At 48.4% G+C, this 18,266-nt stretch carries 17 protein-coding genes; 10 read left to right on the forward strand and 7 right to left on the reverse strand.

What is annotated here, in order from left to right:
* The first annotated feature begins 194 nt into the window (after positions 1–194).
* On the forward strand, positions 195–776 hold the full coding sequence (locus H6G00_RS21785; RefSeq protein ID WP_190798344.1) for a DUF2808 domain-containing protein: 582 nt from the start codon (positions 195–197) through the stop codon (positions 774–776).
* A 62-nt stretch (positions 777–838) separates the two neighbouring features.
* Here H6G00_RS21785 and arsS read toward each other — a convergent pair whose 3' ends face one another.
* The 3 genes from arsS to H6G00_RS21800 form a co-directional block, all read right to left on the reverse strand.
* Positions 839–1,987, reverse strand: a complete 1,149-nt coding sequence (gene arsS, locus H6G00_RS21790; RefSeq protein WP_242042422.1) for an arsenosugar biosynthesis radical SAM (seleno)protein ArsS — start codon at positions 1,985–1,987, stop codon at positions 839–841.
* Positions 1,988–2,053: 66 nt separating this feature from the next.
* On the reverse strand, positions 2,054–2,386 hold the full coding sequence (locus tag H6G00_RS21795; RefSeq protein WP_190645254.1) for an arsenosugar biosynthesis-associated peroxidase-like protein: 333 nt from the start codon (positions 2,384–2,386) through the stop codon (positions 2,054–2,056).
* A complete protein-coding gene (locus H6G00_RS21800; RefSeq protein WP_190798359.1) occupies positions 2,317–2,634 on the reverse strand; it encodes a hypothetical protein in 318 nt (105 codons plus the stop codon). Before H6G00_RS21800 ends, H6G00_RS21795 begins: the two co-directional genes overlap by 70 nt.
* On the opposite strand from H6G00_RS21800, the gene cobJ reads away from it, so the two are divergent.
* The 5 genes from cobJ to H6G00_RS21825 all read left to right on the forward strand — a co-directional run bounded on the left by cobJ (position 2,628) and on the right by H6G00_RS21825 (position 8,309).
* Complete coding sequence (cobJ, locus tag H6G00_RS21805) at positions 2,628–4,604, forward strand: precorrin-3B C(17)-methyltransferase (RefSeq protein ID WP_190798358.1); 1,977 nt, start codon at positions 2,628–2,630, stop codon at positions 4,602–4,604. The genes H6G00_RS21800 and cobJ overlap by 7 nt on opposite strands.
* A gap of 140 nt (positions 4,605–4,744) precedes the next feature.
* Positions 4,745–5,110, forward strand: coding sequence for a YtxH domain-containing protein (locus tag H6G00_RS21810; RefSeq protein WP_190645253.1), 366 nt, complete (start codon positions 4,745–4,747; stop codon positions 5,108–5,110).
* Between the two features lie 743 nt (positions 5,111–5,853).
* On the forward strand, positions 5,854–6,423 hold the full coding sequence (locus H6G00_RS21815; RefSeq protein WP_190798345.1) for a DUF6658 family protein: 570 nt from the start codon (positions 5,854–5,856) through the stop codon (positions 6,421–6,423).
* Between the two features lie 135 nt (positions 6,424–6,558).
* Positions 6,559–7,125 (forward strand): hypothetical protein, encoded by a 567-nt coding sequence (locus H6G00_RS21820; protein ID WP_190798346.1) that lies wholly within the window; start codon positions 6,559–6,561, stop codon positions 7,123–7,125.
* 101 nt (positions 7,126–7,226) lie between these two features.
* A complete protein-coding gene (locus H6G00_RS21825; RefSeq protein WP_190798347.1) occupies positions 7,227–8,309 on the forward strand; it encodes a DUF3616 domain-containing protein in 1,083 nt (360 codons plus the stop codon).
* Between the two features lie 22 nt (positions 8,310–8,331).
* Here the strand turns inward: H6G00_RS21825 and H6G00_RS21830 are convergent, their stop codons facing one another.
* From H6G00_RS21830 to H6G00_RS21840, 3 genes are all read right to left on the reverse strand, one after another.
* Entirely contained in the window at positions 8,332–9,414 is a 1,083-nt protein-coding gene (locus tag H6G00_RS21830) for a pentapeptide repeat-containing protein (RefSeq protein ID WP_190798348.1), read from the reverse strand.
* 19 nt (positions 9,415–9,433) lie between these two features.
* A complete protein-coding gene (locus H6G00_RS21835) occupies positions 9,434–10,576 on the reverse strand; it encodes a hypothetical protein (protein WP_190798349.1) in 1,143 nt (380 codons plus the stop codon).
* Positions 10,577–10,867: 291 nt separating this feature from the next.
* Entirely contained in the window at positions 10,868–11,557 is a 690-nt protein-coding gene (locus H6G00_RS21840) for a glycosyltransferase family 2 protein (protein ID WP_190687207.1), read from the reverse strand.
* Between the two features lie 344 nt (positions 11,558–11,901).
* Here H6G00_RS21840 and H6G00_RS21845 point away from each other — a divergent pair, with 344 nt between their 5' ends.
* Genes H6G00_RS21845 through wecB form a run of 3 tightly spaced genes read left to right on the forward strand, consistent with a single transcriptional unit; the run spans position 11,902 to position 15,706 of the window.
* Positions 11,902–13,668: a DUF3352 domain-containing protein gene (locus tag H6G00_RS21845; protein WP_190798350.1), complete on the forward strand. Its 1,767-nt coding sequence runs from the start codon at positions 11,902–11,904 to the stop codon at positions 13,666–13,668.
* 41 nt (positions 13,669–13,709) lie between these two features.
* Positions 13,710–14,564 carry a formyltetrahydrofolate deformylase gene (gene purU / locus H6G00_RS21850; protein WP_190645245.1) on the forward strand — a complete coding sequence of 285 codons (855 nt, stop codon included), beginning with the start codon at positions 13,710–13,712 and terminating at the stop codon, positions 14,562–14,564.
* 29 nt (positions 14,565–14,593) lie between these two features.
* Positions 14,594–15,706, forward strand: coding sequence for a UDP-N-acetylglucosamine 2-epimerase (non-hydrolyzing) (gene wecB, locus H6G00_RS21855; protein WP_190798351.1), 1,113 nt, complete (start codon positions 14,594–14,596; stop codon positions 15,704–15,706).
* 109 nt (positions 15,707–15,815) lie between these two features.
* On the opposite strand, the gene H6G00_RS21860 is transcribed toward wecB, so the two are convergent.
* Positions 15,816–16,631 (reverse strand): acyl-CoA desaturase, encoded by an 816-nt coding sequence (locus tag H6G00_RS21860; RefSeq protein WP_190645243.1) that lies wholly within the window; start codon positions 16,629–16,631, stop codon positions 15,816–15,818.
* A gap of 220 nt (positions 16,632–16,851) precedes the next feature.
* On the opposite strand from H6G00_RS21860, the gene H6G00_RS21865 reads away from it, so the two are divergent.
* Positions 16,852–18,081, forward strand: coding sequence for a methionine gamma-lyase family protein (locus H6G00_RS21865; RefSeq protein ID WP_190798352.1), 1,230 nt, complete (start codon positions 16,852–16,854; stop codon positions 18,079–18,081).
* Positions 18,082–18,266: the final 185 nt, after the last annotated feature.

Raw genomic sequence — 18,266 nt, forward strand, 5'->3', positions numbered from 1 at the left:
ACGGCAAGACATCTATCTCACAAGAAGTTTGAAAAGGTTGCACGTTGCTTAGGTAAGTAGTTTAGGGGAGGGAGGTGATCCTGGCGATCGCCTCCCTCTTTTTTGAAGCTTCGCTCAGGCTGGCGATCGCCTCAATCCTAATCGCCAAAATTAGAATGGAGGAAGCCCTCCATAACAAATAGTTTCAATTAAAAATGCGTACTCCAACCTGGTTAAGCGCAACCCTCGCCGCAACGATAGGGTTCGCTGCAATCCTCAGCCCTACTGCTCAGGCAGTCCAACTTTCAGATGGCAGAGTTTATTTTGAGCGACCCCCCAGCCTGGTCGATTCAGGGACGACTCGAAATCGCGTTTCTGCTTACAACCCTACTTACTATTTCACGTTGGAAGTGCCCCAGGATGCGGGTGAGCCTCTAGGACGAATTGAAATTGCTCAACAAAATGCCAGCAACTTTGTCCGTAGGGTTGAATTTGAACCGGAAGATAGCCGCGCCTTCATTGGAACACGGGGCGATCGCGGCGAAGCCTTGACCTTGGGCAATGTAACAGCAGACGAGGAAAACCAAACAGTCTCCATTACCTTTGACCCGCCTGTGCCTCCTGGAACTGTAGTCACACTTGGTTTGAAGGTAGAAAGAAATCCTCGCAGTGAAGGCGTTTACCTATTTGGTGTAACGGCCTTTCCGTCAGGTGAGGCTGCCTATGGACAATTCCTGGGCTATGGACGATTCAACTTTTACGAAGCCGGTGGGTCATTGCCGTTTTCATGGCGTTAATTCATCTAGAGAAACAAGGGAGGCAGGGCAAAGCTCTGCCTCCCTTGCTATAGAGCAAGGCCTCAGGCATCAATTGCCCCCCCGCAAGAACTTCCGGCTCCAGCAGTGCAGCCAAAGCAGTGAGTTCCTGTAACAATTTCGCGCTGGGCTAAAAGCTTGGGGTTGAAGTCACGGATGTGGGGGCGTTGTCCGGGCGGCTGGCACTCTAGATCCAGCATTTGGTTAAAGTCGCAGTCAAACAGCCTACCATCCCAGGAAACTGAGAGAGTATTGCGGCACATCAAACCTGAAACAGTGGCAGGGTTGTAAGCATTCACTAGCACTTCCATGTAGCGCTGCAAATTGCCGGACTGCTCCAGCCATTCCAGAAAACGGGAGATTGGCATGTTGTTGAGGGCAATTAGGCGATCGAACCGAACGCCGTGATTTTTCTCTAGTCCAGCTTTCCACTCCTGCTCCATCTTTGCCTGGTTGCCTGCCAAAAATGCCCCCGCAGGGTTAGACATCAAGGTCAGCTGTCGCTGTGGATCGCCACTGCCATAGCCAGCCGCATTGAGCCGCCGCAATGCCTCAATCGATTTCTCAAATGTGCCGTCTCCTCGCTGGGCATCTGTGTTGAGCTTGCGATAGTGCGGCAGCGAGCAAACGATTTCAACCCCTCGCTCAGCGAACCATTCTGGCAAATCCCGCATTCGGGGCAGAAGTAGCACTGTGAGGTTGCAGCGATCGATGACGTGCTTACCACGGGCAACACATTCCTCAACCAGATAGCGAAAGTGAGGATTTAGCTCCGGTGCGCCACCCGTAAGGTCAACCGTGTGCGCCTCAGTCTGGTCAAGCGCCCGCAGGCAAGCGTCTACCGTGGCTCGATCCATGTTTTCCTGGACTCGGTCTGGTCCAGCATCAACGTGGCAGTGGCGACAGGTCATATTGCACAGCTTGCCGACGTTGATCTGAAAATTTTCCAGCCGAGCCGGACGAAATGACCGAATTCCTTGGCTGGCTAGCGTTTTTGCAAAATCTGCCTGATGCGGTGTGTGAGACAAATCAACGGCTGCTAACCGCTCGATCTGGTATTGAGGACTGGAGAGGGGCGATCGCCGCCGATACAGCGAAGTAGTCGGTTTAGCCCCCGCTTCTACGCCTTCCAACTCCTCTACTGATTCAGATTGCACCTCAACCATCAAAAACCGCTCCCACTTCAACTTCATCAAAATTCCCTGGAATTACGGTGACTAGCAAGCCCACCCTAGCCTCTAGTCCCCAGCCCCTAACCCTTACATCGCCACCTGCTTCACATGGTCAAGCATCTGTAACCCATGAATTAGGGATGCGCCGCCCCGAATTGCTGTAGCAACATGCACCGCCTCAGTCATTTGCTCCAAATCTGACCCCTGCTGCAAGCATTCCTTGCTGTAGGCGTCAATGCAGTAAGGACATTGCACCGTATGAGCAACTGCTAGGGCAATCAGCGCTTTCTCTCTAACCGACAAAGCCCCATCTGCAAAAACGGCACCATAGTAGGCAAAAAACTTTTCTGCTAGCTCTGGACTGCCTTCGCCAATTTGACCAAAGTGGGGCAGATGCTCCGGTTTGTAATATTGCTCCATTGTTTTGTTCTAAGCCGCTCAGGGTATTGGATAAATCCTTCTTTAGTGTAAGTCCCCTTCCCCATTGCCCTGGACTTAGCCCCGACGCTTAAGTAGCTTTCTCTTACTGTTGAGCGCACCCAAACTGCGACGGCCGTTCCCTGATAATCTTGATGGTCGGGGCGCAAAACAATCAGCAGCACATCAGAAATGCTAATAATTTCCTGTTGAGAGTTTGACTTGTTGATTAGATTAGGTGGATTTGCCATTGTTGTTTCAAGACTTTCAGCCTTTGGTGGCGATCGCCACCACTCCTGCTTCAGTTAAGCGATTGCGCCCAATTTGTCAGGCGACCAACACAGTCCTTTGGGTGCCAGATTCTCTGCAACATCTGGAAGCGGTACAGGTTTACAACGGTTCCCTAAGCGCTCATTTAGAAACGTTATGGTTACAGCATCGCAGCTTTGTTTTTGGTTTAGCGACAGGGGCAGTTGTACGTCTGATCGCGCCGCTATTGCAGCACAAATCGACCGATCCGGCTGTGGTTGTGGTTGACGAAACAGGCAAATTTGTCATTAGCCTGTGCGGTGGACATCAGGGTGGTGCCGATCGCCTCACCCGACTAATTGCTCTGCAAATAAACGCAACGCCTGTGTTGACTGGTGCGGCAAACGGGGCCGGTTTACCTGGAATCGACGTATTAGGAATTCCCTGGGGCTGGCAGCGGGGTGAGGGTGACTGGACAGGGGTGAGTGCAGCGATCGCCCGTCAGGAACCGATTCAAGTCATTCAGGAAGCTGGATCAACCCTGTGGCAGTCCCATTTGCCCGAACCTCATCCCTTTCAGTTTGGCTTCCCTGAATATACGGCTGAGGTAAAAGAAGACCTCCCCGCAGCCAAAGCCAGAGTGTGGATTAGTCCCATTCAACGCAAATTTTCCTCAGAATCCGACTTGCCCAAAGTGCAATGGCATCCCCGCGTGCTGTGGATTGGTATCGGCTGTGAACGAGGCACCTCTCGCCAACTGATCGAAACCGCAATTCAGCAAGTATTGCAAGCAAATCACCTGGCAGAAGGGGCGATCGCCGGAATTGCCACCATCGACCTGAAAGCCGACGAGGTAGGACTGGTAGAACTGTGCCGCGATCGCCACTTTCCCCTCCGTTGTTTCACTGCCGAGCAACTCCGCACTGTCCAAGTCCCGACTCCTTCAGCCGTTGTTGAGGCAGAAGTGGGGACTCCGAGCGTATCGGAGGCAGCGGCGGTTTTGGGGGCTAGGAGCGGGGGACTAGGGGCTAGGGATGGAGAAACGGGGAACGGAAATCTGGAAACGGAGCGAAGCTCCTCAACCCCTAGCCCCCCGCCCCTAGCCCCTAACCCCTCTCTCCGCGTCTCCAAGCAAATCGTTCGCGCCGAAAACCAACCTGGAGCGGTGACGGTGGCGATCGCCCAGTCCGAACAGGAATATATTGGGCGCACGGGAAAGCTCTGGCTGGTCGGTACAGGTCCAGGTCAGCTTGACCAAATCACTCCAGCGGCGCAAATGGCGATCGCTCAAGCAGACGTGGTGATTGGCTACACGCTCTATGTGGAGTTGGTGTCGTCTTTGCTGCGACCAGGACAAATTATCGAAGCACTGCCGATTACGCAAGAGCGACAACGGGCTAAGCGGGCGATCGCTTTAGCAGACTGGGGGCTAACGGTTGCAGTGATTTCGTCGGGCGACTGCGGCATCTATGGCATGGCAGGACTGGTGCTAGAGGAATTGCGATCACTCTCTTGGGATGGCAAAACGCCCACCGTACAGGTTTTTCCAGGGATTACAGCCCTACAAGCAGCAGCTTCGCGAGTCGGCGCACCGCTCATGCATGACTTTTGTGCAATCAGTCTCAGTGATCTACTCACCCCCTGGGAAGTGATTGAACAGCGTTTGACTGCTGCTGCTCAGGCAGACTTTGTTACTGCACTTTACAATCCGCGATCGCAAACTCGTACAGAGCAAATTGCGATCGCTCAACAAATCTTCTTGAAACATCGAGACCCCGATACTCCCGTCGCCCTCATCCGTTCCGCGTACCGACAAGACGAACACATCACATTAACAACGCTCGCCCACTTCCTGGAAGCCTCCATCGATATGCTAACCACTGTTCTCATTGGCAATCAAAGCAGCCGCGTCTACGCCGACTGGATGATTACCCCACGGGGTTACTTGGGGTTTTCGCAGACAGAGATCTAACTGAGTGTAGATGTAGGAACGGGTCAAATTTGAGCCAATGGTCTAAGACCTATTTGTGCCTGTTGAAATGCAGATTCATTGCAGTTCACCAACTCAAATGGCTCTTACACTATCACTTCTGAAATTAACGAGGAGTTTATATGCGTTTGACTCGTTTTAACTTATCTGCATTGCGTCCAGTTCGTTTTCTGGTAATCGCTTTTGCTTGTGTTTTGATGATGTTTTCCTATGCTTATCCTGCCTACAGTAAGCCTTTAACATTAGATAGCTCAAGCCGACCTGACCAGGGCGAAGAGCCACTAAATGAAATTTACGGAGATTCAGAAGATGCCCTACGGGGAGGTGTGCTTTCCGGAGAAGCAACTCGTGAGAAAGCAAACGAGGGAATCAACGAAGTTCAGGGTTCAGCGAATCAGGAAAATATGTACACCCCTGAAAATGCGAACGCTGACACGGTAGAAGATAAACTCAAGCGGGGCTTAGAGAAGCTGACCAACCGCGACTAAGTAGATATTAACTAGTTCTACACAATCAGGCACCTAATTCAGCTAAGCAGGGTCGTACAAGCATTAAGCCCATTTACTGGCTATTTCTGCCCTAGCACATTAACCAGTAAGTCTATTTAGCTTAAGCATGGTGCGATCGCTGCTTTAACGAAATTAGTCTTACCAGTTTCCTGACATTAGACTACGTCTACTCTTACTAAACAAGGGGCTTTAGTCCCCTTGTTTTATTTTTTGTTTAAGAAATTGCATATATTGCCACATATATAAATAGCAGCTAACAATATTTCTCCAAAAAGAACTGTAGATGGAAGGGCACCCCACTTTGCGGGGGTGCCCTTCCATCTACAGTTCTAGTTTTTGGAATTGGTATAACAGAGCATACAAATTATTGTCAGAGTCTCTCTAGAGTCAGAGAAAATTAAACCGAAAACAAGATATGAATGTGACCTTTGCTAGAGGGAACAGCCGCTCTTATATTCGTAACCTTTATCAGGTAACCAGAAAAGTTGTTCTTCCTGCACTGAAAAAGTAGCAGGAAAACTGTAAAGCAGCTTCATCTGTCAAAAAGGCTACTAGCTAACGGTTAGTGGCTCGATTGTCAGTTGAAGTAATTGACTAAAGCAATAGACATTCTGAGTCGAGCAAGCGATCGCTTCTTTATCTCATGAAAACTTTGTGAAAAGAAGCATTATGCCCTTTGTTTGATCCACTCAGTGTGTCGTTAGCGCGATAAGGAGCATTTCGTGAATAGACTATTTTCAATTTTCAAAAAGTTAAGGTTGCGGCAGATTGTATCCGTTCTCATTGTGGGAGCAGCGTTATTTTTGACTACCGCCTGCAACACTGGCAATATGCAAGGTGCGCGTCCCCAAAATCCTCCAGTTCAACTAGGCGGAAACAACAACCCTCATAAGGGTGGCGGAGACGGCTATACAAACTATCGCATGAGTAACGATCCCGCAGTTAATCAGAAAAACAGACAGGGCGATCGCGCCAGCTTGCCTTTTAGCTTTGATCAGCTTCTAGCAAGCAACGGCGTTGGAAGCAACGCTTCTGATTTGCTGTACCCCGGTGCAGGTGCAACAGAAACTAAGAATCCTGATATTGGGCCAGTAGATTCAGACATTTTGAAAAGAGACGCTCAGCAGGTGCCTGCTCGTCGTCAGCTCAGCATCGATCGCAGTGATCCAAACGCAAAGATTTTGGAAAGAACGGAAGAAGCATTTAAGGATGCTTCTGAGTTTCTAACTGACATGGGTGAATCTGCAACTGAACATCCTGAAATGCAGCGCAACCCTGCTTTTAATCGATAAATCCGACCAATAAGCTGATCGATAAGCCCGAATTCACAAGTTCGATGACTATCAATTCAAACAATTTAAATTGAAGTTCGAATTGCTTGAATCGAAATTCAAATCCCCAAACCCAATATGAACGGAGCAATTTTCATGAATAAAGCATTTTCTTGGCTAAAGCGTAACCAATTGGTGCGAGCTTTAGTCGTAGTCTTAGCAGGTGTTTCTATGCTGTTAAGCACAGCTTGCAGCAGTGGCCCCAACACACCCAAGGTATCTGGTGAAGGTTCCTACACCGGCAATGCTCCTCAGATGGAGATCTACAAACGAGTTCAGCCCAATGAAGGCGGCATGAACGAGTACAGCAACGTTGATCCCCGTGCTAACACCACCCGAGCTGATGCAAAAGCTAAAGGTCTGGTCGATAATGCAGAGCGCAACATTCAGCGCGGATTTGATGACGTTAGAGAAGCTCCTGAGGTGCTGGGTGGCTACGTCAAAGAGGGAGGCCGTAACCTTGGCGAACAGGCTAGACAAACGACCAATGAGCTTCAACAAGGTGCTAGAGAAGGCAGCCGCAACCTGCGTCGCAATGCTGCTGAAGCCCGTGAAGGCGCAGGCAATGTTGTTCAAGATGCAAAAGGTAGAACCAATGAAGCTGTTAGAGGTACGCAGCGTGCATTGGATGATGCTTCTAACAAGCTTGACAGTCGTGCATAGATAGCAACTTAGGTTGCGATCGCGGGCATTGTTTCTGCCTGTAGACTTAAGCGTAGGGACATAGTCCCTGCGCTTACTTTAATTTGTCGGAGGAGCCTAAAATGATCAGCCCTTTTTTGCTCAGCCGCGTATTGCTGCAATTTGGAGATGACTCCAGCAACTTGCTGGGGCAGATGTCAGCCGTTGCCTTCACACCCGATGGTAGTCTTTGGGTCGGTTCTGACGAACTGACAACGATTGAGCGTTTGTTTCCCGTTGATCACCATGTGTTTGGTAAGCATCAGTCAGTGGCGATCAGTAATTTTGTTGACCTATTTGACCAGGATAGTGAGATCGATATTGAAGGCTTAGACTATAGTGAACCCTACCTTTGGTTCACAGGTTCCCACAGCACCAAGCGAAAGAAAGCGAAAGGAAAAAATCTTGAAAAAGATATCCGCAAACTATCAAAAGTTAAAACTGAACTAAACCGTTATTTGATTGCTCGCATTCCGTTTTCAGAAGGAGAGCTACACAAATCTTGTCCCCACCCAACTAATTCTAAGAAAACCTATACAGCTGCCTGTCTTCAAAAAACAGATGATGGCAATATCCTAACTGAAGCGTTGAAAGAAGACAGCCATTTAGGACCATTCTTCTCACCCTGTATCCCTTCAAAAGAAAACGGGTTTGACATTGAAGGATTAGCAGTTCATGGACACAAAATCTTTTTAGGATTAAGAGGCCCCGTTCTGCAACAATGGGCAATCATCTTAGAAATAGAAGTTGAGGAAACAGAACCAGGAATCCTTACTTTGAAAAAAATTGGTAAAGATAAGCAGCTTTATAAGAAACACTTTATCAATCTCAAGGGGTTAGGCATTCGAGAGCTGTGCTTTCAGGGCAGAGATTTACTAATCTTGGCAGGCCCAACAATGAGCATTGAAGGAGCGATGCGAGTCTATCGCCTCAAACATGCATTGAACCATTCCAGCGATAGCCTATCAAGCTTGGACACAGGAGAGCTAGAGATAGAGTTTGATCTTCCTTTTACCCTGGAAACCGATCATGCTGAGGGTCTGTCACTTCTCCCCTGTTTTAGTCAGTCTAACGGGCTGTTAATTGTCTATGACTCACCTGACCCTAGTAGAAAAGCTACTTCAGATTCTATCTTTGTTGATATTTTTAGGCTGAAGAAACAGTAGCTGCGCAGGTTAATAGAGTTAATTAGGGACAATCTCGATTCTCTTCTTCTCCATTCGGCATAACGGTGTGACAAAGAATGGCTTGCCTGAGGGAATTTTTGCTAACATCTGCACCGCGCAAGTTAGCGTAATTTAGATTAGTACCGTTGAGGTTAATGTTATCCATATTTGCATTGATCAAAACAGTGCGAGTCAGATTTGCATTACTTAAATCTGCATCAGTCAAGCTAGCTTCCTCTAGAATAGAAGCCCTCATATCAATATTCGTTAGGATTGCTCGCTCTAGTTCTGCACCCTTCAGGTTTGAGTACCTCAAATTTGCATCTCTTAGAGAAATTTGGTTCAGAATTGCTCGAATCAAGATGGTGTTATTGAGATCTGCCCTATCTGCCTGTGCATTCTCCAAGAAAGCGCTTTCCATTCGAGCAGCCTCAAGACTAGCATCTGTTAAATTTGCCTGTTGCAAATTTGCGCCTCTTAAATTTGCACCTCTCAGGTTTGCTTCTGACAGGTTAGTTGCTTTCAATACGGCCGCTGAGAGATTAGCTCGTATCAGCGCTGCACGACTCAAGTTAGCCCTACTCAAATTTGTTTCGGAAAGGGTCGCTTGTCGCAGATTTGCTTCCTCTAAACTTGCTCTAGCTAAGACAGAATCCTGCAGATTTGCCTCAGTTAAATTAGCTCTATCTAAATCGATATTAGGTAAGTTAACTGCAATTAATTCAACTCTGCTGAAGTCCATGCCTTCCAAGTCGATCAAGGCTTGATTACGAGCAATTAAATTGGCTTCAGCCAAAAACTGTAGAAGTCGTCCTTTGCTTTGACCACTAAGCTGATGCAAGGTTGCGATCGCTCTAGCTCTAGCTAAGTTTTGAGCATTCTTTGCGGTTACTGCGTTCTGCTCTGCTGATGTAAATAAATTTGTAATTTGGTCAAAATACGCAGCTAAAACTGATTGTTCTCGTCTGAGATTAACCTGGTGATTGGCGTAGGATACAGTGCCAATCAAAAGTAGAAAAAGGAGCAACAATTGCACAAATCGATTTCTGTCATACTTCAAATCTAATTTGCGCCAAGTTTCCATAAACCAATTTCGAGCTTTCATTGAGGTTTGAAGGGCCAGTTTAAGTGCCTGCAAAGGTTGTAACAATTCGATTAGTCAGGATAGGATATAGCTCAAATAAGATCATGCCTAACACAAATAAATTAAATAAATGGAACCATGAAAACTGCTTGCCTGCTAATTGAATCTGAGGACGTTCTGAGGCGTTAGCATTGATGGCTGCAGCGAGGCAAAACATTAAAGGTAAGAAAAGCGCCAGGGTAAATCGATTGCCGCTAGCGATGGGAATATACCAAGCATAGAGCAATGTGTAAGCAGTGAAGTAGCTAAAGTAAAAGAAGAGAAGAAATACTTGGCTTTTAGTGATTTTTAGGCTGCGGAGATTTGCCAGAGTGGTGAGTAGGGCGATCGCCAAATAAATGACTAAATACTTAAAGTATCCGTAGGAGTCCTTGGCAACTACTATAACTTTATTCAAACCGTCGAAAAGCCGTTCAAAAATGTCTGAAGCGGTATGTTCCTGTAAATACTTTTCTAGACTAGGAATTTGCTCAGGCGGCATTTCGGGCCAGCCTTTTCCATCTCCATAAGCTCTGGTTCCCTGCTTTGCCTCATTCCAAGAATCGTACCAAATATAAAAAGTCGAATTGACGTTATAAAAGTAGTGTCCAAAAACTCTTTGGCTGGTGCTGATATAAGGATAAACAGTCAGTAAAAAACAAAAAATTACTAAGGCAAGACTGAGAATACGTAGCAGGAAGTTATTTTTGACCTCATTAAAGCTAAAAGTTTTATTTCTTAAATTGCTATAAAACAAATAAATAGATTGCGCTAGAAAAGCCAATACAAATAATGCCAATCCAGGTAAAATCGAAGCTTTGGTAAGGTGGGTAATGCCCATTAAAACTCCGGTTGCTATTCCCAATTTCCAGCTTGGTTTATTTAGCATCCAAGCCATAAGTAGGAATCCGCAAAAGCTAAGAAAATAAAACAAAATTTCAGCTTGAAAGTAGGCTGCTCTAAACAGAAATACTGTGAAAGCGGTGATCAACAGCAAATTTATTGCTTGTAAGCGTGAAAAAAATCTCTGAAAGATCAGAAAAAGGCACGGCAGAATTGCAACAGACAGGGCAATATTGAAATATTTACCACGGGTAAAAGCTTCGTTTTCCGTGAGGTTGGGGTCGTAAACAAGTGACTGCAAAAAAGGGTAGATTGGCATTCGGTTGCGTCCACCTACAAAGTTATAGTTAGTTTCATATAGACTTCGGGTATAGCTCAAATAAGCTTCCTGATCGACACGGGTAATGTCTAGATTGATTCGCTTTGAATGCTCTACTGCACCGTAGATATAGAGTACTAGAAGCAATAGCGTCAGACCCACAATGCAAATTCTTTTGAGTGAGTCGATGGGCTGTGATTTCATCGTAGTTTGCTTAAATTGATGCCTGACTGTGTTGCTGCTAATAAAAGACAATCATCACTATTAAAGAAGCTAACGAAATAAATTGTATTTAAGAATGCAATAGATTGCCCGAAAGCCATCCCGCCAGCCAATTTTCTTACCGTCTTTATACATCCGACCATAGTAAGAAATTCCCACTTCGTAAATTCGGCATCCTTTTTTGGCAATTTTTGCTGTAATCTCAGGCTCAAATCCAAACCGGTCTTCTTCAATTTTCACAGATTGAATGATTTCACGGCGAAAAGCCTTGTAACACGTTTCCATATCGGTCAGGTTGATATTGGTAAACATGTTGGACAGCGTGGTCAAAAATTTGTTGCCGACCATATGCCAATAGTAGAGAACCCGGTGAGGACCGCCTCCAGCGAAACGAGAGCCATACACCACATCTGCTTTATCTTCCAGAATAGGATTGATCAGCAGAGGATATTCTTGAGGATCGTACTCTAAGTCTGCATCTTGAATGATAACGATATCCCCTGTTGCCACGCTAAATCCGCTGCGTAATGCAGCCCCTTTGCCAAAGTTTGCTGGGTGGTAGATAACTTTATTGACCTGGGATTCAATTTCAGAAATCAATAGTTCTCTCGTGCCATCAGTTGAATAATCATCAACGATAATGATTTCGCAGTTTTGTATGGGAGATGCTTTGACTGCTTTAACAACCGTTTGAATTGTTTTTACTTCGTTAAAGCAAGGAATAACAACACTGAGTTTCATGGATTTGAACAGAGCTTGCTGATGATTTTAATGGATTTTGATGGCATCAAATAGAATTTATTTGGAACTATTTTTCGAGAAAAATGTTTGATGATTTGGTCACTTTTTGAATTGTGCCAGCGCTTAGAAAATATACTCCCAAACGGTCAGATTATCAATTGCTGAAGTTCAAAGCTCTGGCTACATCCGGGCGTGAAGCAGGTAACATATCGTAGGGGTAGGATGCTGTTAGCTACTCCTGAGTCCTTTTCCGGTAGCTTCACGGTTGGAAGGCTGAGGATAAGGACATTTCGTTCCTGAATTAGGTGCCCTCTCCTCATTTCCTCTCAATGGAGTTTTAGATCGTGACTAAGAAAAGAAAGTCTACCCTGCTGCTGTTGTCGGGAGCAGCGATCGCCCTGGTTGCAGGAGGAATTGGTGCCTACTGGCTATTAGCTCGTCGCTTACCTGCGGGAGGGCTACCCGTGGGCATGGATGTGTTGCCACAAACTGCCTTAATGACGCTTTCCTTTTCCACAGATGAATCGCAGTGGCGCACCCTGCGACAGTTTGGCACGGACGAAACTCAGACTTCGCTCAACCAAACTCTGGCAGACCTGCGCGATCGCCTGCTAACCGCTAACGGCTACGACTATAAGCGCGACATCCAACCCTGGGTAGGAGACGAAATCACCGTCGCATTTTTGTCAGCGCAAAGTCCGGTCGCTGAGGGGGAGGAGTCGGAGGAATCGGAGGAATCGGAGCCGCCAATTCTACAGCCCCAGGAAGATCCTCAAACTGCTGTAATGATTCTACCGATCGAAGATCCGGCGCGGGCTCAGCAAATTCTCACGGAACCCAAATCTGAACAAGGCGCAACCCTGAGTGAACGGGATTATCAGGGTGTGCAGATTCGGGAGTTTGAGAGCGCAGGTGAAACCTATTCTGCTGCTGTATTAGACAATCGGCTACTGGTGATTACCACAGCAGGTGACGCAATCGAGCAGGTGATCGACACCTCAAAGGGAGGAGCCTCTGTCGCTCAGACTCCTGGATTTAACCAGGCGTTGCGGCAGATTGTAGCCCCGCAGCCGTTTGCACGGATTTATGTGAATGCACCCGCTGCCAGGGCGATCGCCTCTGCGGGTTCACCTCAGGCGTTACCACCTCAAAACCTGACCCCGCTACAAAACAATCGGGGTATTGCCGCAACCGTCACCCTTGAGTCAGAAGGACTGCGCTTTCAGGGAGTTGCCTGGTTAGATCCAGACAGTGAGACGGTCTACGAGGTGAAAAATGGAGACGACAAGTTACCGGACTTGCTCCCAGCAGAAACGCTGCTGATGGCATCAGGTGGAAATTTACAGCGGTTTTGGCAAGACTACAGCCAGCGGGCTGAGATGAATCCAATTAGCCCCCTCAGTCCAGAAAATCTGCGGACAGGGTTAAACAATCTGACCGGATTAGATCTGGAAGAAGACTTAATTTCCTGGATGGGGGGAGAATTTTCTCTGTCCGTGATAGAAATACCAAGTAGCGCAGAACCGCCCGCTGAGCCCGGAACCGTGGGCACCAGAGCAGGGGTGCTAATCATGGTGAAAGCGAGCGATCGCGCTGCTGCCGATGCGACGCTAGCCGAACTTGACGAACTAGTAGGCGATCGCTATCGTTTTCAAGTCCAGGAAACAGACATTGAGGGACAGCCCGTGGTGCAGTGGACGTCTCCCCTGAGCGGGCTGACCATTACCCGTGGTTGGCTCGAAGGAGATGTGGCATTTCTGGCGTTTGGGGCAAATTTGGCTCAGACCATCTTGCCGCAGCCAGACGCTTCCCTGGTCGCGAGCCAACCCTTTGAGCAATCGGTTGACCTGGAGTTTGATCCCAACAACGGACACTTTTTTGTGAATGTCGATCGCCTGCTCAGCGAAGATAGCCCCGTCCCCGTCCCCAACTTGCCCCCAGCCAACGAAGCGTTTATTCAAGCAATTCGGGCGATCGGGGTGACTGCTGCAATTCAAGATCGACACAGCACCCGCTATGATGTCCGTGTTCTTCTGGACAAGACAGACCGCCCCAGTGAATTGCCTGCCCCATCTGTTCCGCCAGCTTCCCCCAGTCCCGAAAGCCCTTAAACAATTCAAACCCCTTAACCCCATACCCCTACTCTCCTGGCATGAGCAGCCCCACTGCAACCCTATTAATTTCCTGTCCTGATCAAAAAGGACTGGTGGCAAAAATTGCGAACTTCATTTATTCCAACGGTGGCAATATCATTCATGCTGACCAGCACACCGATTTTGCAGCGGGGCTGTTTCTGACGCGGATCGAGTGGCAGCTAGAAGGGTTTAATTTGCCGCGTGACCTGATCGGTCCAGCATTTAACGCGATCGCCCAACCGTTACAAGCAAACTGGCAACTTCAGTTTTCCGATGCCGTTCCCCGGATTGCGATTTGGGTCAGCCGCCAAGATCATTGCCTGTATGACCTGATTTGGCGACAGCGATCAGGAGAACTAACAGCCGAAATTCCGCTGGTGATGAGCAACCACCCGCAGATGGAGGCGATCGCCCAGCAATTTGATATCGACTATCACCACATTCCGATTACCAAAGAAACCAAAATCGAGCAAGAAGCCCGCCAGCTAGAACTATTGCGCCAATACCGAATTGACCTCGTGGTGCTGGCAAAATATATGCAAATTCTTAGCCCAGACTTCATTGCTCAATTTCCCAAAGTAATTAACATTCACCATTCCTTTTTGCCTGCCTTTGCTGGAGCAAATCCTTATCAAAGAGCTTACGAACGCGGAGTCAAAATTATCGGAGCCACCGCCCACTACGTCACCCAAGATTTAGACGAAGGACCAATCATTGAGCAAGATGTTGTCCAAGTCAGCCACCGTGACGAAGTCACCGACCTGATTCGCAAAGGCAAAGACCTGGAACGAATCGTCCTCGCCAGAGCCGTCCGACTCCACCTGCAAAACCGCGTCCTCGTCTACGGCAACCGCACTGTCGTCTTCGCCTAATCCCCAACCCTTAATCCCCGATCCCTTTCATGCCAACTAAACCCATCCGCGTCTGCATCATCCTTGGAACTCGCCCGGAAGCGATCAAGCTTGCCCCGGTAATTCAGCAGTTTCGGCGCTCGCCCGCCTTTGACACCCAGGTCGTCCTTACCGGACAGCACAAAGAAATGGTGCAGCAGGTGATGCAGTTGTTTGACCTGACTGCTGATCACGATCTAGACATCATGCAGCATCAGCAAACGCTTACCGATATCACCTGTCGCAGTTTGCGCGGACTGGAAACTTTGTTTCAGCAGATTCAACCTCAGATCGTGTTGGTGCAGGGCGATACGACGACAGCCTTTGCAGCGGCGATCGCCGCCTTCTACCAAAAAATTCCAGTAGGGCACGTCGAAGCCGGACTGCGTACCGATGATCTATACAACCCATACCCAGAGGAAGCAAACCGTCGCCTGATTTCTCAGGTAACCCAGCTTCACTTTGCGCCGACTACGCTCTCGGTCGAGCACCTGAAACGCTCTGGTGTGGTGGGTGACATTCACCATACAGGCAACACCGTAATCGATGCGCTGCTGACAATGGCAGAACGACAGCCCGCCTGCCCCATTCCCAACCTTGACTGGAGTCAATACCGGACGCTGCTTGCAACCGTACATCGGCGCGAAAACTGGGGCGAACCACTCAAAGACATTGCTCAGAGCTTTTTGCAAATCCTAGATAAATTCCCCGATACAGCATTGCTCTTGCCCTTGCATCGCAACCCAACCGTGCGAGAGCCGCTACAGGCAATGCTAGGCGACCACCCCAGAGTGTTCCTCACCGAACCGCTTGACTATGCTGAACTGGTCGGAGCAATTCAGCGCTGCTATCTGCTGCTGACTGACTCTGGTGGACTGCAAGAGGAAGCGCCCAGCCTTGGTAAGCCCGTACTGGTGCTGCGGGAGACGACTGAAAGACCAGAGGCGATCGCCGCTGGCACTGCCCAACTTGTCGGCACCAATCCCCAGCAAGTCGTCACTACTGCCACTAAACTGCTCAGCGATCCCGATGCCTACCAAACGATGGCAACTGCTGTAAACCCCTTCGGAGATGGTCACGCGGCAGAGCGAATTTTAGACATTGTAGAAAACTACTTTGCCTAAGCAAATAAAAAAGCCTGCACGAACAGGCTTTGACTAATAAGAAGTAGAAACAGAAGTAGGGCAATTAGCCAGCTTAAGTACTTAAAGTTAGCTAACTGCCCATGACTAGTTATTCCGCTTCTGCCAGCTTTACTTTGGTTGCCAAACCAATTGCTTGTAAAAACCGGATCGTCATCCAGGTCATGTCAATTTCCCACCACTTCAAGCCATGACGGGCAGAGTATTGAAAAGCGTGGTGGTTGTTATGCCAGCCTTCACCATAGGTAAGTAGAGCGACCCACCAGCAGTTGGTAGAGCGATCGCCCGACTCATAGGTTCGATAGCCAAACTTATGAGTTGCACTATTTACAAACCAGGTGCAGTGATAGACCACAACCAGCCGCAAGAAGACTCCCCAAACGACAAAAGGCCAGCCTCCAATCAAGTAAAGAATCGCACCAAAAACGATCTGAATCGGCAGAAAATACTTATCTAAAAACTGGTAAACCGGATCATCAGCGATATCTTTTGTATATCGAGCAACTTCTTGTTTTGCGGGTATTTCATGCAGCATCCAGCTCATGTGGCTCCACCAAAACCCTTTACTAGAATTGTGGTGATCCAATTCCTGGTCAGAGTGAATGTGGTGGTGGCGATGCAGCCCAATCCATTCAATTGGGCCACCTTCAAGCGATAAGCTACCAAAAAAAACCAGCAAATACTCTAGCCATTTAGGAGTCTGGAAGCTGCGGTGTGTCACCAAGCGGTGCCATCCCAGCGTGATTCCTAAACCGCCGGTAACCCAGTGCAAAAACACTGCAAGACCGACAGCAGACCAGCTAAAGTTGCTGGGAAGGAAGGCAAACAGCGCTCCAAAGTGAATCACTGCCATAAAAAAGACAACGGGCCAGGTAATACGAGGTTCGGTTGATGTTGCAATAGTCATGCAGTAATCTCAGTATGAATTTTGCAGCCCAATCTGCGCGACAATAATTTCCGTGAGCCTTGGGAAAGCAAGTGCTAACAGTAATGCCAGCATTGCTTCAGGTGGAACACGGACATCTTCTCCCAAGATTGGGGGGACAAGACATTGAACCTCCGGCAGAAATCAGATGGCAGGCTTAGAAAATCCCTGAATTCAACCCATTTTTGCGAGGAGGTTAACCATGAACAGCGTTGAACGGCTGCGACGAGCAGAACAGGCACTATTCCAGATTTTTTCTGGAATTGACGCTCAGGTCAAGAAAAACCTGAAGCGAGTGCTAACTGCCCTGCGTCATCATCGGGTTGGAGTCCATCACTTTGCCGGAGTGACGGGCTATGGACACGACGACCTGGGGCGGCAAATCCTGGATCAGGTGTTTGCCGAAGTCATGGGTGCTGAAGCTGCTGCTGTGAGAGTGCAGTTTGTTTCAGGCACTCATGCGATCGCCTCTGCCCTTTATGGAGTTCTCCGTCCCGGAGACGAGATGCTAGCCGTAGCAGGTGCCCCCTATGACACTTTAGAAGAAGTCATTGGGTTAAGGGGGCAAGGTCAAGGTTCTCTAAAGGAATTTGGCATCTCTTACCGTCAATTAGAGCTAACAGCGGAGGGAACGCTCAACTGGCAGGAGTTAGAACATGCGGTACAGGAAAATACCCGTCTGGTATTAATTCAACGCTCGTGCGGCTATTCCTGGCGGCAGAGTTTAGCGATCGCCGACATCGAAAAAATCGTTCACCTAGTCAAGCAGCAAAATCCTAGCACCGTCTGCTTTGTCGATAACTGCTATGGCGAATTTATCGAAGACTGCGAACCACCATCAGTTGGGGCAGACCTGATCGCTGGATCGCTAATTAAAAATCCAGGCGGCACCATTGTGACCGCAGGAGGCTACGTAGCAGGACGAGCAGACCTGGTAGAAGCTGCCACTTGTCGGCTCACTGCTCCTGGCATCGGCAGCGCTGGGGGAGCCACCTTCGATCAAAATCGACTGCTGTTTCAGGGGCTATTTCTAGCACCGCAAATGGTAGGAGAGGCAATGAAGGGCAATCACCTAACAGCCTTTGTGTTTGACCAGTTAGGCTATCCAGTGAATCCTCTGCCCTTTGCACCACGCCGTGATGTAATTCAAGCAGTGCAGTTGGGTTCTCCAGAGAAGTTGATTGCTTTTTGTGCAGCGATCCAGCAGCATTCCCCTATCGGTTCCTATCTCAGCCCCGTTCCTGCCGAGATGCCGGGTTACGAGAGCCAGTTGGTGATGGCAGGCGGTACCTTCATTGACGGCAGCACGTCTGAATTCTCGGCAGATGGACCGTTGCGGGAACCTTACACCGTCTTTTGTCAGGGCGGAACGCACTGGACGCATGTGGCGATCGCTCTAGAAGCTGCGATCGAAGCGGTTGGAGTTGCTTAAGACTCTCGGTCAAACAAAGCTTTGATTGCTTGTAAATTCCTCGTCCAGTGAGCAACTACGGTGTAAACCCTAATTACATCCAGGGCTAGCAAATTAAACTGAAGAATCTAGGCTCCTCTAGCTTGAGGCTGTCCTCAGGTAGTTACACCGTTTCTACAAAAACAAGCTACAGATGGAAGGGCACC

This window comes from Leptolyngbya sp. FACHB-541, from assembly GCF_014695875.1.
Classification (GTDB): Bacteria; Cyanobacteriota; Cyanobacteriia; order Elainellales; family Elainellaceae; genus JAAUTN01.

What these genes read in the sequence shown, in the direction of transcription:
- H6G00_RS21820 (WP_190798346.1), top strand. Translation starts at nt 6,559, where the DNA reads ATGAATAAAGCATTTTCTTGGCTAAAGCGTAACCAATTGGTGCGAGCT.
- H6G00_RS21785 (WP_190798344.1), top strand. Translation starts at nt 195, where the DNA reads ATGCGTACTCCAACCTGGTTAAGCGCAACCCTCGCCGCAACGATAGGG.
- H6G00_RS21865 (WP_190798352.1), top strand. Translation starts at nt 16,852, where the DNA reads ATGAACAGCGTTGAACGGCTGCGACGAGCAGAACAGGCACTATTCCAG.
- H6G00_RS21800 (WP_190798359.1), bottom strand. Translation starts at nt 2,634, where the DNA reads ATGGCAAATCCACCTAATCTAATCAACAAGTCAAACTCTCAACAGGAA.
- H6G00_RS21810 (WP_190645253.1), top strand. Translation starts at nt 4,745, where the DNA reads ATGCGTTTGACTCGTTTTAACTTATCTGCATTGCGTCCAGTTCGTTTT.
- H6G00_RS21825 (WP_190798347.1), top strand. Translation starts at nt 7,227, where the DNA reads ATGATCAGCCCTTTTTTGCTCAGCCGCGTATTGCTGCAATTTGGAGAT.
- purU (WP_190645245.1), top strand. Translation starts at nt 13,710, where the DNA reads ATGAGCAGCCCCACTGCAACCCTATTAATTTCCTGTCCTGATCAAAAA.
- H6G00_RS21860 (WP_190645243.1), bottom strand. Translation starts at nt 16,631, where the DNA reads ATGACTATTGCAACATCAACCGAACCTCGTATTACCTGGCCCGTTGTC.
- H6G00_RS21795 (WP_190645254.1), bottom strand. Translation starts at nt 2,386, where the DNA reads ATGGAGCAATATTACAAACCGGAGCATCTGCCCCACTTTGGTCAAATT.
- arsS (WP_242042422.1), bottom strand. Translation starts at nt 1,987, where the DNA reads ATGAAGTTGAAGTGGGAGCGGTTTTTGATGGTTGAGGTGCAATCTGAA.
- H6G00_RS21830 (WP_190798348.1), bottom strand. Translation starts at nt 9,414, where the DNA reads ATGAAAGCTCGAAATTGGTTTATGGAAACTTGGCGCAAATTAGATTTG.
- H6G00_RS21840 (WP_190687207.1), bottom strand. Translation starts at nt 11,557, where the DNA reads ATGAAACTCAGTGTTGTTATTCCTTGCTTTAACGAAGTAAAAACAATT.
- wecB (WP_190798351.1), top strand. Translation starts at nt 14,594, where the DNA reads ATGCCAACTAAACCCATCCGCGTCTGCATCATCCTTGGAACTCGCCCG.